The sequence below is a fragment of the Mesorhizobium yinganensis genome (genome assembly GCF_040081985.1).
In the GTDB taxonomy this organism is placed as follows: Bacteria; Pseudomonadota; Alphaproteobacteria; order Rhizobiales; family Rhizobiaceae; genus Kumtagia; species Kumtagia yinganensis.
Map to the genome: position 1 here is coordinate 621,289 of NZ_JBEBMH010000001.1, position 17,616 is coordinate 638,904.

The window sequence follows — 17,616 nt, forward strand, 5'->3', positions numbered from 1 at the left end:
TCCCGGTTTTCGCCCAGCGGCATTTTCTTGTCCCCAAGCGACATAACGGTTGCAGCCCTCCGATTCTTCACATAAAGATATGTTTATATCTTTCTAGTGGGCAAGCTTGCGATGCGCATAACCCTGGACCTGATGGTTGATATATTGAAGGCGGCCGCCGAATCCAGCCGCCTGCGCATCCTGGCGCTCATCTCGCGCGGCGACTTGACCGTCTCCGACATCACCGAAATCCTCAACCAGTCGCAGCCGCGCGTCTCCCGCCATCTGAAGCTGCTAATGGAAGCCGGGCTGGTCGAACGCTACCAGGAAGGGTCCTGGGCCTTCTTCCGCATCTCCGACGACGAGGATGTGCACGAATTCGTGGCCGGCATTGTGTCGCGGGTGCATGAGCGTGACGCGCTGGTCGACCGCGATCTCGAACGGTTGCATGCGGTGAAGCAGCGACGGCAGGAGAAGGCGAGCGCCTATTTCAGCCGCAATGCCGCCTCTTGGGACCAGTTGCGCACCTTGCATGCGCCGGACCAGGCGGTGGAGGCGGCACTGCTGACGCTGATCGGCAAGCGGCCGTTCCAGTCGATGCTCGACCTCGGCACCGGCACTGGCCGGCTGCTCGAACTGTTCGCTCCGCTTTACCGCCGCGGCGTCGGCATCGACCTGTCGCGCGAAATGCTCGCGGTGGCGCGCGCCAATCTCGACCGGGCAGGGGTGTCGCATGCGCAGGTTCGGCAGGGCGACCTGTTCGCGCCGCCGGTCGAGCGCGACAGTTTCGACCTGATCACCATGCATCAGGTCCTGCACTATCTCGACGAGCCGGGCGCCGCGATCCGCGAGGCAGCGCGGCTGCTCAGGCCGTCGGGCCGGCTGGTCGTCGTCGATTTCGCGCCCCATACGCTGGAGTTTCTGCGCGACGAGCATGCGCATCTGCGGCTCGGCTTCTCCGACCAGCAGATCGCCGAATGGTTTTCGGAAGCCGGCCTGGATGTCGAGGCGACCAAGGCGTTCGAGCCGCGCTCGGCCGGCCGCGCGACGCTGACCGTCAAACTGTGGCTCGGCCGCGACCGCCGTGTCCTGATCGCCGACCAACCCGTGCTGCAAGGGGAAGCCGTCTGATGAGCCAGTTCCGTTTTTCGCGACGCCCCGACATTGGCGGCCGTGTGCGCGTCTCCTTCGAGTTTTTCCCGCCCAAGACCGACGAGATGGAGGAGAGGCTGTGGCAGACGGTGACCCGTCTGGCGCCGCTCGGGCCGAAATTCGTATCGGTAACCTATGGCGCGGGAGGGTCGACGCGCGAGCGGACGGCGCGCACCGTCAAGCGCATCCTGACCCAGGCCGGCATTCCGGCGGCCGCGCACCTGACCTGCGTCGGCGCGACAAGGGATGAGGTCGACGCGGTGATCCGCGAGTACCAGGGCATCGGCATCGAGCGCTTCGTGGCGCTGCGCGGTGACCCCGCCACCGGCGTCGGCAGCGTCTACCGCCCGCATCCGGGCGGCTACCAGAACGGCGCCGATCTCGTCGCCGGGCTGAAATCGATCGCCGATTTCGACATTTCGGTCGCGGCCTATCCGGAAAAGCACCCGCAAAGCCCTGATTTCGCAACCGATATCGAAATGCTGAAGCGCAAGGTCGACAATGGCGCGAAACGCGCGATCACCCAGTTCTTCTTCGACAACGATCTTTACGAGCGCTACGTCGAGCGGGTGCGGCGCGCCGGCATCTATATTCCGATCGTGCCTGGCATCCAGCCCGTGCATAGTTTCCGGCAGGTGGCGAATTTTTCCGCCAAGGCCGGCACGCACGTTCCGGCCTGGCTGGCGGAGCGGTTCGAAGGGCTGGACAACGACCCGCAGACGCATGCGCTGGTGGCGTCGGCGGTGGCCGCCGAGCAGGTCATGGACCTGATGGAGCGCGGCGTGGAGGAGTTCCACTTTTATACGATGAACCGAGCGGACCTTGCTTTTGCGATCTGCCACATGATCGGACTGAGGGCGCGGGAAGCCGCCCAGCCTGTCGCAATCCCGGGATCCGCCGCCGCCTGACTGATCCTCAAAAGAAAAGGCCCGCCGGTGAACGACGGGCCTTTGTCTTTTTCGGTATCAGAGCGCGTCTGACACCCCCCAAGCTCATAAGGTCAAGGAAGAACCCCCATTATCAGGGCGCCGATAAATGCGAACGCAGCACAAATCATCAATGCGTTGATTGGCCGTGCAAGTCCCATACGATGCCTCCATGAGGTAGAGTACGAGGGCAGAGTCTAGGGGAGTTTGGGCCACAGACAAGCGGAAACCGTGCTGCATTGCGGCAGAATTATGGAAAACCTCTGGCGTTTTCAGTCGTTAGCCATTGAAAAGATTTTGCAATATCGCCGGATAAAATTATGGCGAGCGTTTGGCGCCAAGCGCCTTGGTAGCGCTGTCAAGCAGCCTCCCGTCGATCGTCACCAGCCCGAATGCGATCACTGCCATGCCGAGAAGTTCGACCGGCTCCAGCCTTTCGTCGAGGAAAAGCACGCCGAGCAGGACCGCGCTTGCCGGTACAATGAGGGTGACCAGGGAGGCGTTGGTGGCGCCGGCTTCGGCAACCAACCGGAAATAGAGCAGGTAGGCGAAAGCGGTGGAGAGCAGCGCCAGCGACAGCACCGCCGCCCAGACCGGACCGCTGAACGCGAACAGGCCGTCGGAGCCGTTCAGGACCAAAACGATAGGGAGCATGACGATTGTCGAGGCGGTCAGTTGCGCGGTGGCAACGACGGCCGGCGAGATCTTTCTGAGGCGTTTGGCGACCATGAGGGCAAAGGCATAGGACAACGAAGCGCCGATCAGCGCCAGTTTCGCCCAGGTCGGCGCGCCAAGGCCGGAAAACAGGCCGGGGCCGATCATGATTGCCGTGCCGGCGATCCCGAGCAAGATGCCGAAAACCTTGTTCCAGGAGAGTTTTTCGTCTGTCGTCAGTCGGCTGGCCAGCAGCACCGTCCAGAACGGCGTGGTGGCGTTGAGGACCGAGGCGAGGCCGGCGCCGAGCTGGGTCTGGCCGGCGAAGATCAACGAGAAGGGGATGACGTTGTTGAGTACCGCGAGCAGGACGAGGCCGGGCGCATAGGGCAGGGCGGTGCGGAACGAGATCCCGGTCGCGGCAAGGTAGATCTGGAGGGCGATAGCGGCGATGGCGACCCGGAACAGCACCAGCGTCAGGGGATGGAGTTCGGACACGGCGATACGGGCGAAGAAAAACGACCCGCCCCAGATGACGCCCAGCAGGACGAGCATCGCCCAGCTTCGAGCGGACATCGCAGGTGACGGTCTATGCGTTTGATCCGATGACATTTTTGTCTCCCGATCATGGGACTTAAATCGGCTTGCGGCGGCCCGCCACCCGTTTTCCGACATGCTGCACCAGACGCGCGCGAAGCTCGAAAGAAGCAAGGATTTCAATTCTCTATGGGGGCGGCGTGGGGAAAAGTCTGTTTCGAGATGGACGGGAAGGCATTTTCAAGCCGGAAGATGCGCCTATTTGACCTGCCGAGCCTGATCCAGGGCGCAGGAAATTGCTTTCCGCCTGACGCTGGCTGGGGGCGGTCGGCTGCCACGAGGAATGCCGTTCCTGCCGGGCGAAGGGAAATTTGTCGGTCTCTCGGGAGCTGCAATGAGCATTCAACCTGAGGCCGAAACAAGCTATCAGTTGGCCGCCACCGAGGAGCCGCCATGCAGAGATTCGACAATGCGAAGGAAGCGGCGCTGGCGCTGCGCCCCGACGAGCCGGTCTACTGTTTTCGCCCCGAAGTGCTGAAAGCCGATGCGCGTCGCTTCATGGAGATGTTTCCGGGAAAGACCGCCTATGCGGTAAAGACCAATGGCGAGCAGCTTGTGCTGAGGACACTCGTCGAGGCGGGCGTGACCGCCTTCGACGTCGCCTCGCCGGGTGAGTTCGCGGCGGTGCGCGCCGTCTCGCCGGATGCCGAGATGCTCTACATGCATCCGGTGAAGGCGCAGTCGGATATCAGGTTGGCGCTGGAGGAATACGGCATCCGGGTGATTTCGGTCGATCACGAGGACGAGATTACAAAACTGACGCGGGTGGTGCGGGCGCTCGACATCGACCCCGGCCAGATCACGGTTTTCGTCCGCATCCAGACCAAGGGTTCCGCCGCCTACGAGCTTTCGAAGAAGTTCGGGGCCGGTCCGGCTTATGCGGTCGAACTGGCGCAGCGACTGGACAAGACCGGCTACAAGGTTGGCCTCTGTTTTCATGTCGGCAGCCAGATCGAGGACCCCGACACCTATGACCGGGCACTGGCCTCTGCCGACTGGGTGCGTAACCGTGTCGGTTTCGAGTTGGCGGGGCTGGATGTCGGTGGCGGATTTCCGGCCGAATATGGTGCCGACCCGACGTCCAAGAAGCCGCCCATGCCGGCGCTGGGGCAGTTGATGTCGCGGCTGCGCGCGGACATCACTGCCTGGAATTTCGACGAGATGCCGCTGGTGGCCGAGCCGGGCAGGGTGATCGTTGCTCGTGCCTTCTCGCTGATCGTGCGGGTGCTGCTCAGAAAGGGCCGGCGGCTCTACATCAATGACGGCATCTGGGCGTCGCTGTCGGATAGCTGGACCGGCAAGCTGACGCTGCCGGCGCGTTTCATTCCCGATCCGGCGATCCGTTCGCGCAATGGCGACGAGAAAAACATCGTGTCGTTCAAGGTGTGTGGCGCGACCTGCGATTCCGTCGACATTCTCTCACGACCGTTCTGGCTGCCGGAGACGATCGACACCGGCGACTGGATCGAGATCGGCCATATCGGCGCCTATTCGCTGTCGCTCCGCACCCGCTTCAACGGGTTTTATCCCGATAAATTCGTGGAGGTCACGACCCCCTTCGAGGAAGGCGATGCGCCGCAGGGGTTTGCCAGCCTGGAGACGATGGCGGCGGAGTAGTGCGAAGCCTGGGGGTGCTCGGACGGCAGGAGGGCCGGACAACGCAACGGGGTCGGGGCGACATTATCCGATGAACCCCGACGTGACAGCCGCGAGGACGGCGTAGCGGCCTGTCTTGGCGATCGCGACCAGGATCACGAAACTCCAGAACGGTTCTCGAAGAACTCCCGCCGCCACCGTGAGTGCATCGCCGCCGAGCGGTGCCCACGAGAGCAGAAGGCTCCAGCGTCCCCACCGCTTGTACCAGCCTGCCGCGCGATCGAGCGTGTCGGGAGAAACCGGAAACCAGCGGAGGCCGCGGTAGTGTTCGATCCCGCGCCCAATCGCCCAGTTCACGACCGCGCCCAGCGTGTTGCCGATGCTGGCGGCAATAACCAGAGGCAGCAAAGGATAGCCCGCCAGTTGCAGGCCAACCAGCACAGTTTCGGACTGCGCCGGCACTAAAGTCGCCGCAACAAAGGCGGTGGCGAACATTCCGGAAAGCGCGGCCACCATGTCCATTGGTATATCCGGCGTATCACCGCTCTGTTGAAAGAACGCTCAGGCGGCAGTCCGCCGCGTATCACGCCTTCACATCATCCCCAGCAGCGCGGGCGTAGGCCAGCCGTCGACGGGAAGGCCGAGCTTCATCTGCTCCTGGCGCACAGCCTCGCGGGTGTTGACGCCAAGAATGCCGTCTATGCCGCCGACGTCGTAGCCCTTGTCGGCGAGTTTCTGCTGGAGTTCTCTCATCGCGTCGCCGATGAGGCCGGGTTCGGGGTTGCGTTTGTCATAGGGCGGGGCGCCGGCAAGGCGAGTGGCGAGCACGGCGGCGGTCAGCGTGTAGATGGCCGACTGGTTCCACTGGAGATAGATGTCGTAATTGTCGTAGCTTAGGAAGGCCGGGCCCTTGCGCCCCATCGGCAGGACGACGCCGGCGTTCAGCCCGTGGTCGAGCAGGGGCGAGCCGTCGCGGTTGGTGACACCCCACTCGGTCCATTTGGCGACCGGCAGCTTGTTGGTGCGGCCGGTCTGATCCCACGGCATGTCGTCGGGCACGCGGATTTCGACCAGCCAGGGCTGGCCGGCCTTCCAGCCGCGATGCTGGATCTTGTTGGCTGTGGTCATGATCACGTCCGGCGCGCTGCCGCGCAGGTCGATCCTGCTGTCGCCGTCGCCGTCGACGCCGCGCAGGAGATAATCGGTGGGCAGGATTTGCGTCTGGCCGATCTCGCCGGCCCAGGCGCCCTTGACGTCGGCGGGAACGATACCGCGGTCGATGAGGGTGAGCAACGGCACCAGTTGCGGCCGGAACAGCTCGGGGCGGCGGCAGTCATGCGCCAGCGTGACCAGCGCGTTCAGTGTGTCGAAGTCGCCCTGCACCGCTCCGAAATCCGTCTCCAGCCCCCAGAAGGCGGCAATCACCGGGCCGGGAACGCCATACTTCTGCTCGGCGCGGGCGAACACGTCGGCGTATTTCTTCAGATTCGCGGCGCCCTGCTTCAGCCGGTATTCGGAGATCATGCGCGACGAGAACTCGATGAAGGTCTGGCTGAAGACGCCCTGGGCGCGGTCGCGGGCGAGCACGCGGGTGTCGATGTCGGCCGTTGCGAGAGCGGCAAGCCCAACCTCGCCGACGCCGGCGGCGCGCGCCTCATCGGCCACGTGGCCGCGCCAGGTCTCGAAATCGATGCCACATTCGGGCGTCGCGACCGGCGTGGGCGTCGGGGAAGGCGCGGGTGCCTGCGTCTGCGCATGGGCGGGTGCGGCGACGGCAGCGAGAAGTAGGGCAGCTACGGCAATCCGCATTCCGGGCGCATCCTGATCAGTTAGGAGAACTCGGCGTCCCCTGCACATGTCTCATGACGAAAAGCGGGCAGCGCGGCAAGCCCGACTTGCGGCGGCTAGCTATGCGCAGCCTTCATATCACGACAAAGTCAGCCGCCGTCAGGATCGCGTGGTTGGCGATGTTGGCGAATTTGACTGCGGCAAACGCGGCGCCCGAGCCGTCGACGTCGTAGTAGAGATTGCCCGTGCTCGATTTGTAGATGATGCGGTCGCTGGCATCGATCGGCCCGGCATCCATGTCCTTGAAGGCGCTAGCGGCCAAGGGACCCGTCGCGGTCAGGGCCGTGAAGATGGCGTTGTCGACCTGGATGGTGTCGTCGGTAGCGTTGAAATCCTTGATGACATCGACATTGGTCGTCGCGTTCAGCGCTGTATTGAATACGAACCGGTCCTGGCCGGCGCCGCCGGTCAGCGTGTCGTTGCCGAGATAGCCCCTGAGCGTGTCGTTGCCGCTGCCGGCGCTGATGGTGTTGGCGAGACCGTTGCCGGTGAGCATGTCGCTGCCCGATCCGCCCGTCAGGTTCTCGAAGCCGGTGAGCACGAAGATGCCAGCGCCTGTGTCCGCGGCAGCCGAACTGGCCAGCGAGATCGTCACGGCGGACGTGAAGGCCGCGAAACTGACCGTGTCGACGCCGGTGCCGCCATTGGCCATCACCGTGTCGCCCGGGAAGTCGAGCTTCGAGACACGAAGGCTGTCGTTGCCTTCGCCGAGGTTGACCGAACTGGCGCCGCCGCTGCCAAGGGTGACTGCATCTACGCCGCCGTACCCGACGATGGAGCCGACCCAACCCTTTCCGGTGGTAACCGTATTGTCGCCGTGACCGACATTGATCGAGCCGGCGCCGGCGGCGCCGACGATCACCGTGTCTTTGCCGGCATAGCCCAGTATCATGTCGACGAAGCCGGTGGCGTTCACGGTGTTGGCGCCATTGCCGACATTGACAGAGCCCGCGCCACCCGCGCCGATCGTGACGATGTCCGTCCCTTCGCGGGTGACGATCGATTCGACGTAGCCGGTTGCGGTTTTCACCGTATTGTCGCCGGAGGCGAGCGAGATGCTACCAATAAAGCCGCTGCCGGTCGCAGTTACACTGTCGTTGCCGTCGAAAGCGGAAATGGCATTGATGATGCCGTTGTTGAGGGTAGCGCTGTTGTTGCCGTCGCCGAGCCGGATTATTTCCATCGTGCTGTTGCCGACAATCACGGTGTCGTCGCCGGCATTGGTGTCGACGATGCCGGCCTGACCCGTCGTGCCGGTGACCTTGTCGTTGCCTCCGCCCGTGGCGATGCTTTCCACCCCGCCGGAGCCGAGGGTCACTGTGTCGTTGCCTTCACCCATGATGACCGCGCCGATGTTGCCGGCGCCGGTGGTCAGCGTATCGTTGCCGTTGCCGCCCAGGATCGAGCCGACGTAGCCGGTTCCGGTATTGATGACGTCGTTGCCGTCGCGGACGTCGATGGTGGTGATGGCTCCAGACCCGACCGTTATCGTGTCGACGCCGCGGCCCCCCTGGATGAGGTCGATGCTCGTCTGGGTGAGCGTAACGTTGCTGCCGCCGGTGTTGCCGTTGAGGATCAGCGTCTCGATATGCCGGGCGGCGACGGGCGAGGCGGCGTCGTTGACGACGACGCGGATGTTGCCCTCGCTGCTGAAGCGCAACGTGCTCATGCTCCACTTGCCGCTGAGATTGACGGTAGCGGTGTAGGTGCTGCCGATGGCCGAGTAGACGTCAACCAGGCCAAGCGTGCCGTCTTTCCACGAATAGACGTCGCCGCCGATGGTGAAGTCGTTCACGCCGTCGAGGTTGATGGTCGTGTTGCCGCTGATGACAGACATGGCTGCTCCTTCGGATGGATCGGGCGATCGCACCGCTCGTACCGGTGCATCGTTAATGTTTGGCGCGCCGATTCGTTAAACCTTGGCGGGAACGGCGTACCGGCCTCGCGGCGATAAGCGCACCGCAACCGCAAGGTTCCGACGGGAATTGCCGATCAATGCGTGTTCTGGGCGACCCATTTGCGCCAGGTCGCCTGGCTGCCGTTGAAGACGTTGATGTCTGCGTCGCCCCTGATGCCGGGCACGACGCCGGTGCCCGTATACTGCCAGAAGGTGAAGGGGTGCGCGCCGTAGCGGTCGCTGGGATGGTCGGCAACCGAGCGCAGCCAGTAGGGATAGTCGGTGAAGCCAGCAAGCTGGTTGTCGTCGAAGAAGTCGATCGAAGTGTAGATGATCGGCTTCTTGCCGTAGTGTTTCTCGACCATCTGTAGGAAGACGCGCATTTCGCTGCGTACCGTCGCCGCATCGGGCCTGAGCTTGCAGGTGGGTGACTGCGGGTTCCATTCCATGTCGAGCACCGGGGGCAGTGCTCCGCGCTCCTTCGGTACGTTGTCTATGTACCATCGCGCCTGTTCGGCGGCGGTGCGGCAGAAATAATAGAAATGATAGGCGCCGCGCGGGATGCCGACTGCCCTGGCGTTGCGCCAGTGCTCGGCGAATTTGTCGTCGACGCGGTCGCCACCCTCCGTTGCCTTGATGAAGGCAAAGGAGATACCCGCGTCGCGGGCCTTCGGCCAGTCGATCGAGGTCTGGTATTTCGACACGTCCGTGCCGTGCACGGGGTAGGAGAAGGGCGTGCGGGCGGTCCAGTCGTGCGGGTCGTTGTCGCCGAAGCGCGGGTTGAGCACGGAGACGTTGGCCGTCGCCTTGGCACTGGCAGGCGGCAAGGCAGGCGCCGATGATTGCAGACCAAGGTCGTCACTGGTGCTGCAGGCCGCCAGCAGCGAGGCCAAGGCTAGAGCCACCAGTCGGCGCATGGGTCTCCTTCGCGCCGGTCCCCCCGGCTGGTGTTGTCCGTGCCGGACGGCCACGCAGGGCCGTTATCTTTCGCACGGTCATCAAGTCCTAACCGTGATCGCCGAACATGGTTGATATTCCGTTGATCCCGGTCGACATCGATAGCGAACTGCGTGACGAATTTTGGCAATTTGAAGGACAAAAGAGGGCAGGGCATGCGGCGCATACGGCGGTTGGTCAAGGTATTGGCCATTTTTCTGGTCGCCGCGGTGGCTGCCCTCGCGTGCTGGCTATATGTCGCGCCACCAGAACTGATTCGTGTCGGCGCCGGCTACAGCGCAAAAATCGTCTGTTCCAACGTGTTTCTGGCGGGCCGCGAAGCGGACCAGGTGCTGGCCGACGACGTGCAGGCGCCGGGACATCCATTGCTGAAAATCATGCGGGTTTCGGTCGACCGCGAACGCAAGACGGTGAGCGCCGGGCTGCTCGGTTTTCTCGGCGAGCGGACGGCCGTGGCGCGCGACGGCCTGGGCTGCACCGTGTTGCCGGAGGGCGTTTCGGCCGATTCGCTGGAGCGAGCGCCGCAGGCTCCGACGCCGATGGCCGCACCGGGCTCCGGGCTGTGGCCGGATGGCGAGGGCGTCGAGCTGACGCAGGACGCGGGGGTTTCGGCCATTCTCGAGGATCCGGTGATGGTCGGGCCGGGCATACGTGCGGTGGTCGTGGTCAAGGACGGAAAAATCATTGCCGAACGCTATGGTGAAGGGTTTTCGGACAGAACGCCGCTTATCGGCTGGTCGATGACCAAGACGGTGAATGCCGCGATCATCGGGACGGTGGTCAAGGACGGCAGGATGACGGTCGACGACAACAGGCTGTTCGGCGACTGGCGCACGGACGGGCGCGCCGGCATTTCGGTCGCCGACCTGATGGCGATGTCGAGCGGGCTGGAATTCAACGAGGACTACGGCGACGTCACCGACGTGACGCGCATGCTGTTCCTCGAACCGGACATGGCTTCATTCGCGGCGGCAAAACCGCTGGCGCATCCGGTGGGCAGCGATTTCAGCTATTCGAGCGGCACGACCATGCTTCTGTCGCGCATCTGGCAACATGCGCTAGGCGACGGGGAACAGGCGCTGGCGTGGCCCTCTGCAAGACTGTTCGGGCCGCTCGGCATGGACAGCGCCGTGCTGGAGACCGACGCCGCGGGCACGTTCGTCGGATCGTCCTATCTCTATGCGACGGCGCGCGACTGGGCGCGCTTCGGCCAGTTCCTGCTGCAGGATGGCGTTTGGAAGGGCGAGGCGATCCTGCCGGCGGGATTCGTGGCCTGGATGCGGGAAGCGGCTCCGGCCTCGTCCGGCGCTTACGGACGGGGCCAACTCTGGCTGCGCGGGCCGAGAGGCACGCGCGAGGAGGACGCCGCGCTGGGCATTCCCGGCGATGCCTTCTGGATCAATGGCCATGACGGACAGACTGTGACGGTCATCCCGTCGCGCAAGCTTGTGGTGGTGCGCATGGGGCTGACGCCCGACAAGCTGGGCTACAGGCCTCAGGAGATGGTGGCGGCGGTGGTGAAGGCGATGGAGTAGCCGCGAGGGTCCTTGAGGGGAGGGTCGGCGAATATTCGGAGCAAAGCGAAAGTTGTGAGACGGGATGAGGTCTTTAAGGCCGAACGCCAACGTAGCCTTGCGTCGGAGCGCTTCCGTGCGGACCCCTCCCCCGGCCTCCGGCCGGACCCTCCCCTCAAGGGGGAGGGGCAGCCGCGCCCACCACCGCCAGATGGGCGTAGTCGCGATACAGCCTATCGAACTGCGAGGAGCGGCCATGCTCGGCCGCTTGCCGGTGCAACTCGGCGTCGAGTGTCGCGCGCGGCGTGACGTGGTATTTTGCCAGCCAAGCGTGTAGCGCCTTGCGGAACCAGGCTGGCAGGCGCTGCTGCTGGCCGAAATCGACGATGTGCAGCGAGCCTTTGGGCGAAAGGGCGCGCAAGGCCGCGGCGACGGCGCCTTCCCAGCCGGGGATCATCGACAGCGCGTAGGAGATGAAGACGCGATCGAATTTTTCCGTCCCGAACAGGTCGGCCGCGTCGAAGGAGGTGGCGTCGCCGCGCGCCAGTTTTGTCCGGCCGGCAATGCCTTCCCTGGCTAGGTTGGCGGCGGCGGTCTCCAGCATGGCGGCTGAAATGTCGAGGCCGAAGAGTTTTGCACGGGGATAGCGGCGGCCGGCGAGGATCAGATTGCGGCCCGTGCCGCAGCCGACTTCCAGCACCGAACCGCCATCCGGCACGCCGAGTCCGGCGATCATCGGGTCGCGGCCGAGCAGGTAATATTTGCGGGTGAAATCGTAGACGTGGCGCTGGAACCGGTAGTTGCGGTCCATCAGCGCCGCATGGGGGGAGCGGTCGACGGCGCTCATCGGTCTTTCAGCACGTAGAGGTGGAAGCCGCCATAAATCGCGGAACGGTCGCGCGCCGAGTAATCTCGCGACGCTTCTTCCTCATAATGCCACTGGTCGAGCAGCACGTCGGAGACGCGGCCGGGCAGCAGGCTCGGCTCCGCCGCCGTGCGGAAGATGACGCGCGCGCCGGGCGCGGCGGTGCGGGTGATCTCGCTCCACAGCGCGTTCAACTGCGCATCGGTCATCCAGTCCTGTGCGTCGAGAAGGATGTAGCGGTCGACCGACATGGCTGGCTTGCCGCCCAGAATCTCGCCGATATTGGCGTGATGCACCGTGACGCGGTCCGCATTGGTCCGTATTGTCGGGAAGTTCTCGCGGGTGAGGTAAGCAGGTAGCGCCGCCTCTCCCTCGCGCGGATAGCGGCGGGCGAAAGCCTGCCAGGCGAAATAGTTCTCCGAAAGCGGAAAATCGCAGGCGAGCTTTTCCAGCCGGGCGCGGAGCACGCTGGCCATGGTGCCGTCGCCGGAGGTGACGAGCGAGTCGTATTGCGCGGGCGGGATGCCGAGGCCGAAAAGTGACGCTTTCTGGGCCGTCGCCCAGCGCAGCACTGGCTTGCTGAAGACCGGGGCGAGCCGCTCGTCGAAGAAGCGGCGCTGCTCGTCGATGCTGCGGGCGTCGGCCAGCTTGCGCGGGTCGACACCATGGGCGCGCGCGGCGAGGTGGCCGGCAGCGATCATCCAGCCGAGCAGGCCGGTTCGGTAGAAGTCGCGCTCGAACACATCAATGCGGCGGCCGCGGAGCCGGCGCTTTTCCCAATAGCGCCGCGAGGTCTCGTCGAGGTTCGGGGCGATGAAACGGTCATAGGCTTCGCTGTTGGCCCGGTTGCCGGCCTCGCCGAAGAAGCGGAAGAAGTCGCGCTGGCCGGGCAGATGTTGCAGCGCTGAGAGTTTCAGCCGGTTCAGCGCCACGTGCGCGGAATTCAGGTCGACGGCGTCGATGGCGGCCGGCGAGCGGGTGAGATAGGCGAGCACGTTGCAGCCGCCGGACGCGATGGTGACGACGCGATGGCCTTCGCCGAGCTGCATAGCCTCCATGTCGACGGCTGGGTCCTCCCAGATCTGCGGATAGACGAGGCCGGAGAAGAGCAGCGTGAACAGCCGCTCGGAAAAGCCGGCCTTCGACAACGCCTTGTGCTGGTAGACAGCCTGCTTGAGACGGGCATTTCCGCGCAGGAGCGGGGCGGCGGAGGTTTCGGTCATGGCGTGGCGCGAATCCCGTTGGAAATGTTCCGCAAGCCGGTAGCGCGATGCGATGACGAAGCGGTGACGCAGGGATGACAGGCGTATGACGTCTGTCAGGAGGGCATGGCGGGGCGGCTTGTTTCCGCCGACCGGCTCGATCATCTTGGCGGGCCGCACATTGGAGACCCATATGGCTCGACGCGATTTCGACCCCTCAACTGTCGTTCCGGACGGCCGCTTGCCGGCGAAAGCGCGGCTCTTCGACGGCACGCTCGGCGGACCCTATCGTGGTTCCGTCAATGGCGAGACGCTGCCGACCGAGGTCACCATACTGACATACGGCAATGATGAGCCCGGCACGGGGCCGATGCTGCACGTGCATCCCTATGACGAGGTTTTCGTGATCCAGGAGGGCCGCGCGCGGTTCTTCGTCGGCGACCAGGTGATCGACGCGGAGGCCGGCGAAGTCGTGCTCGGGCCGGCGGCGTTGCCGCATCGTTTCATCAATCTCGGACCGGGGCGGCTGCAGACGCTCGACATCCACCTGTCGCCCAAATGGATTCAGACCAACCTGGAATAGGCGCGGCTTACGGCGCGCCAAAGCCTCCCGAAGTGGGCGTGGTGACGATCACCGCCTCACCGGCCTCGAGCACCGTCTGGTCGCAGGCCTTCAGGGTTTCGAGCATGCCGCCGGCGCGGCGGACTTCGGTACGGCCGACTTCGCCGTCGCCGCCGCCGTCGAGCCCGCGCGGTGGATGGCTGCGATGCGAGGAGAGAATGGCGCATTCCATGCGTTCGAGGAAGCGGATGGTGCGTTTTGTGCCGTCTCCGGCAGGGAAGGCGCCCTTGCCGCCGGAGTTTTCCCGGATGTGAAAATCCTCGAGCAGCACCGGGAAACGCAGTTCCAGCACTTCGGGGTCCGTCAGGCGGGAGTTGGTCATGTGGACATGCACGCCCGAAGTGCCGGCAAAGCCGCGTCCGTCATTCATGCGGCCGGCCGGCGAGCCGGAGCAGATAGTTTCGTAATACTGGTAGCGGTCATTGCCGAAGGTGAGGTTGTTCATCGTGCCCTGCGCGTTGGCGAGCGCGCCCATCGCGCCGAACAGCGCGTTGGTGACATGCTGAGAGGTCTCGACATTGCCGGCCACCACGGCGGCGGGGTGGGCGGGCTTCAGCATGCAGCCGTCGGGGATGACGATGTTGATCGGCCGGAGGCAGCCGGCATTCATCGGGATGGAATCCTCGACCATGACGCGAAAAGCGTAGAGCACGGCGGCGCGGGCAACCGGTTCGGGGGCGTTGAAATTATTCTTCATGACGGGCGAGGTGCCGGTGAAGTCGACGGTGGCCTCGCGTTTCTCGCGGTCGACGGTGATCTTCACCTTGATCACCTGGCCAGTGTCGGTAGGGTACTCGTATTCGGAGGCGTCGGGCAGCCGCTCAAGCACGCGGCGCACGCTTTCGGCGGCGTTGTCCTGCACGTGGCCCATATAGGCCTCGACCACGTCCAGCCCGAAATGCGCGACCATCTTGCGCAACTCCGCCACGCCCTTCTCGTTGGCGGCGATCTGCGCCTTCAGGTCGGCGATGTTCTGGTGCGGGTTGCGGGCAGGGTAAGGGTGATCAGTCAGCAGGCGGTGGAGTTCCGCTTCTCGGAACTTTCCGCGTTCGACGATGCGGAAATTGTCGAACAGCACGCCTTCTTCATCCACGGTCGTCGCCAGCGGCGTCATGGAGCCCGGCGCGGTGCCGCCGATGTCGGCGTGGTGGCCGCGTGAGGCGACCCAGAAGAGGATTCTTCCCTCCCCCTTGCGGGGAGGGTGGCCAGCCGCAGGCTGGCCGGGTGGGGTAGGTTCGGGCTGCGTAAGGCCTTCTCCGTTGCTTGAGGGCGTGCCTGCGGAGGTGACCCCACCTGGCCGCTTCGCGGCCACCCTCCCCGCAAGGGGGAGGGAGGAATCCTCAAACACCGGCGTCACCACCGTAATGTCCGGCAGGTGCGTGCCGCCATTGTAGGGGGCGTTGAGGGCGAAGACGTCGCCCGGATGCACATCGCCCTCGTTCAGCCGGATGATCGTCTCGACCGAGCGGTCCATGGAGCCGAGATGCACCGGCATGTGCGGCGCATTGGCGACGAGCGCGCCGGTGTGGTCGAAGACGGCGCAGGAGAAATCCAGCCGCTCCTTGATGTTGACGGAATAGGCGGTGTTCTGCAGTGTCACGCCCATCTGCTCCGCGATCGACATGAACAAATTGTTGAAGACCTCCAGCATGACCGGGTCGGCCTGGGTTCCGATGGCCGCGTGGCGGTGCTTCTTCTCGGCGCGGCGCATCAGCACGTGGTTCTTCGCCGTGATCACGGCCTGCCAATCGGGTTCCACCACGATGGTCTGGTGACTTTCGATGATAAGTGCCGGACCGGCGACGCGGTTGCCTGACCGCAGGGCTTCGCGCCGGAAGACGCCGGCGTCCAGCCAGCTACCATCGACGAAAATTGCCCTGCGTTCGGAAGGATTTGCGTTGCTTTCCTGCAATTCCGATTCAGCTTCGCCTGTGCCGCGGGAGCGGCTGTCCGAGCCTTCGACGGCCACCGCCTCAACGATCATGGGTTTGGCGTCGTAGACAAAACCGAACTGCGCCTTGTGCGCGCGCTCGAATTCCGTCCTGGCGTCATCCAGCGAACCGCTCTCGAAGGGAACGGGCAGGGCGGTGTCGGTCCCGTCGTAGCGGATGTGGAGCACGGGACGGCAGAATATGTCTCCGGGCTCGATGCCCTGATCGGCAAGTTCGGCCAGCACATCGGTCTGGAGGGTTTTGATCGTCGCGACAATATCGGCAATCGAGGTTTGTTCGAGTGGCGCGAGCAGGCCCTGCTGGCGCGAGGCGAAGACCGAGGCGAGCCCGATGCCGTATGCCGAAAGCAGGCCGGAGAAGGAATGGATCAGCACCGACTCCATGCCCAGCGCGTCGGCGACGAGGCAGGCATGCTGGCCGCCGGCGCCGCCAAAGCAATTCAGCAGATATTCGGTAACGTCATAACCGCGCTGCACGGATATCTTCTTGATGGCATTGGCCATGTTCTCGACGGCGATGGTAACAAAACCCTCCGCCACGGCCTCAGGTGCACGGCCGTCGCCGATTATTTCGGCCAGCACAGCAAAGCGTTGCTTCACGGTCTCCCGGTCGAGCGGCTGGTCTTGCGCGGAACCAAAGATAGCCGGGAAGAAATCCGGCTGCAGCTTGCCCAGCATGACATTGGCGTCCGTGACCGTGAGCGGCCCACCGCGCCGGTAGCTTGCCGGGCCGGGATTTGCGCCGGCGGAATCGGGGCCGGCACGGAACCTGCCGGCTTCGTAGTGCAGGATCGAGCCGCCGCCGGCTGCCACAGTGTGGATGCGCATCATCGGCGCGCGGATGCGCACGCCGGCGACCTCAGTGTCGAAGGCGCGCTCGTAGTCGCCGTCATAGTGAGCGACGTCGGTGGATGTGCCGCCCATGTCGAAGCCGATCACCTTGTCGAAGCCGGCGGATTTGGCGGTCTCGACCATGCCGACCACGCCGCCTGCCGGGCCGGAGAGGATCGCATCCTTGCCCTGGAATTTTTCCGCCGCGGTGAGGCCGCCGGACGACATCATGAACATCAGGCGGGGAGATGATGGCTGGCCGACCTCGCCCGCATGGGGCGAGATTGGCTGCTTCGAAGCAACGCCGAGTTCGTCCGCCACCCGCTCAACATACCTTGCAAGGATCGGGGACAGATAGGCGTCGACCACCGTGGTGTCGCCACGGCCGATGAGTTTCACCAAGGGCGAAATCTCGTGGCTTGCGGAGACCTGTGAAAAGCCCTTCTTGCGACAGAGTTCGGCGACCGCGCGTTCATGATCCGGATATTTCCAGGCGTGCATGAAGACGATTGCCACAGCGTCAATACCGTCAGCCTTGGCTTGTTCGACTGCGGGAATGACATCTGCGAGGTCAATAAGCGTCTCGACGCAGCCGTCGGCGCGCACGCGCTCATTCACCTCGGCGACGTGTTCATAGAGTTGCTCAGGGAGAAGAATCTTCTTGGCGAAAATGTCGGGCCGCGCCTGGTAGGCGATGCGTAGCGTGTCGCGAAACCCCTTGGTGATGAGCAGCAATACGCGGTCGCCCTTACGCTCCAGAAGGGCATTCGTGGCGACGGTCGTGCCCATCTTGATCTCGCCGATCATGTGAGACGGGATGGCCGCCGCGCGGTCGACTTGCAGAAGGTCGCGAATGCCCTGGATGGCGGCGTCGCGATAGGCTTCGGGATTTTCGGAAAGCAGTTTTACGGCGTGCAGCGCACCATCAGGAGACCGGCCGATGACGTCGGTAAAGGTGCCGCCGCGGTCGATCCAGAAATCCCATTTGCCGTCCACGGTGAACTCCGTCAGGTTGCGCCCGACAG

General features: G+C 64.3%; 13 protein-coding genes. 5 read left to right on the forward strand and 8 right to left on the reverse strand.

Translation table 11 applies throughout. The features are described from left to right. Nucleotides 1-111: 111 nt before the first annotated feature. Nucleotides 112-1,110 (forward strand): ArsR/SmtB family transcription factor, encoded by a 999-nt coding sequence (locus tag ABMA59_RS02930; protein ID WP_349003792.1) that lies wholly within the window; start codon nt 112-114, stop codon nt 1,108-1,110. Next, a complete protein-coding gene (gene metF, locus ABMA59_RS02935) occupies nt 1,110-2,039 on the forward strand; it encodes a methylenetetrahydrofolate reductase [NAD(P)H] (protein ID WP_349003793.1) in 930 nt (309 codons plus the stop codon). Before ABMA59_RS02930 ends, metF begins: the two co-directional genes overlap by 1 nt. Nucleotides 2,040-2,375: 336 nt before the next feature. Here metF and ABMA59_RS02940 read toward each other — a convergent pair whose 3' ends face one another. Beyond that, entirely contained in the window at nt 2,376-3,266 is an 891-nt protein-coding gene (locus ABMA59_RS02940; protein WP_349003794.1) for a DMT family transporter, read from the reverse strand. Between the two features lie 435 nt (nt 3,267-3,701). Here ABMA59_RS02940 and ABMA59_RS02945 point away from each other — a divergent pair, with 435 nt between their 5' ends. Beyond that, entirely contained in the window at nt 3,702-4,925 is a 1,224-nt protein-coding gene (locus ABMA59_RS02945; protein ID WP_349003795.1) for an alanine racemase, read from the forward strand. Between the two features lie 63 nt (nt 4,926-4,988). On the opposite strand, the gene ABMA59_RS02950 is transcribed toward ABMA59_RS02945, so the two are convergent. From ABMA59_RS02950 to ABMA59_RS02965, 4 genes are all read right to left on the reverse strand, one after another. Then, entirely contained in the window at nt 4,989-5,420 is a 432-nt protein-coding gene (locus ABMA59_RS02950) for a YqaA family protein (protein WP_349003929.1), read from the reverse strand. Between the two features lie 75 nt (nt 5,421-5,495). Continuing rightward, the gene (locus tag ABMA59_RS02955; protein WP_349003796.1) at nt 5,496-6,713 is read right to left on the reverse strand and encodes a lytic murein transglycosylase; all 1,218 of its coding nucleotides are present in this window, start codon (nt 6,711-6,713) and stop codon (nt 5,496-5,498) included. 112 nt (nt 6,714-6,825) lie between these two features. Next, nucleotides 6,826-8,589 carry a beta strand repeat-containing protein gene (locus ABMA59_RS02960; protein ID WP_349003797.1) on the reverse strand — a complete coding sequence of 588 codons (1,764 nt, stop codon included), beginning with the start codon at nt 8,587-8,589 and terminating at the stop codon, nt 6,826-6,828. A 155-nt stretch (nt 8,590-8,744) separates the two neighbouring features. Further along, nucleotides 8,745-9,566 carry a glycoside hydrolase family 25 protein gene (locus ABMA59_RS02965; RefSeq protein ID WP_349003798.1) on the reverse strand — a complete coding sequence of 274 codons (822 nt, stop codon included), beginning with the start codon at nt 9,564-9,566 and terminating at the stop codon, nt 8,745-8,747. A 195-nt stretch (nt 9,567-9,761) separates the two neighbouring features. Between ABMA59_RS02965 and ABMA59_RS02970 the strand changes: the two genes are divergently transcribed. Continuing rightward, nucleotides 9,762-11,141, forward strand: a complete 1,380-nt coding sequence (locus ABMA59_RS02970) for a serine hydrolase domain-containing protein (RefSeq protein ID WP_349003799.1) — start codon at nt 9,762-9,764, stop codon at nt 11,139-11,141. A 154-nt stretch (nt 11,142-11,295) separates the two neighbouring features. Here ABMA59_RS02970 and ABMA59_RS02975 read toward each other — a convergent pair whose 3' ends face one another. Both ABMA59_RS02975 and ABMA59_RS02980 read right to left on the reverse strand, forming a co-directional pair. Next, complete coding sequence (locus ABMA59_RS02975) at nt 11,296-11,967, reverse strand: class I SAM-dependent methyltransferase (RefSeq protein WP_349003800.1); 672 nt, start codon at nt 11,965-11,967, stop codon at nt 11,296-11,298. Beyond that, nucleotides 11,964-13,208 carry a BtaA family protein gene (locus tag ABMA59_RS02980; RefSeq protein ID WP_349003801.1) on the reverse strand — a complete coding sequence of 415 codons (1,245 nt, stop codon included), beginning with the start codon at nt 13,206-13,208 and terminating at the stop codon, nt 11,964-11,966. Before ABMA59_RS02980 ends, ABMA59_RS02975 begins: the two co-directional genes overlap by 4 nt. 172 nt (nt 13,209-13,380) lie before the next feature. Between ABMA59_RS02980 and ABMA59_RS02985 the strand changes: the two genes are divergently transcribed. Continuing rightward, entirely contained in the window at nt 13,381-13,770 is a 390-nt protein-coding gene (locus ABMA59_RS02985) for a cupin domain-containing protein (protein WP_349003802.1), read from the forward strand. Between the two features lie 7 nt (nt 13,771-13,777). Here the strand turns inward: ABMA59_RS02985 and ABMA59_RS02990 are convergent, their stop codons facing one another. Further along, complete coding sequence (locus ABMA59_RS02990; RefSeq protein WP_349003803.1) at nt 13,778-17,587, reverse strand: hydantoinase B/oxoprolinase family protein; 3,810 nt, start codon at nt 17,585-17,587, stop codon at nt 13,778-13,780. Between the last annotated feature and the right edge of the window lie 29 nt (nt 17,588-17,616).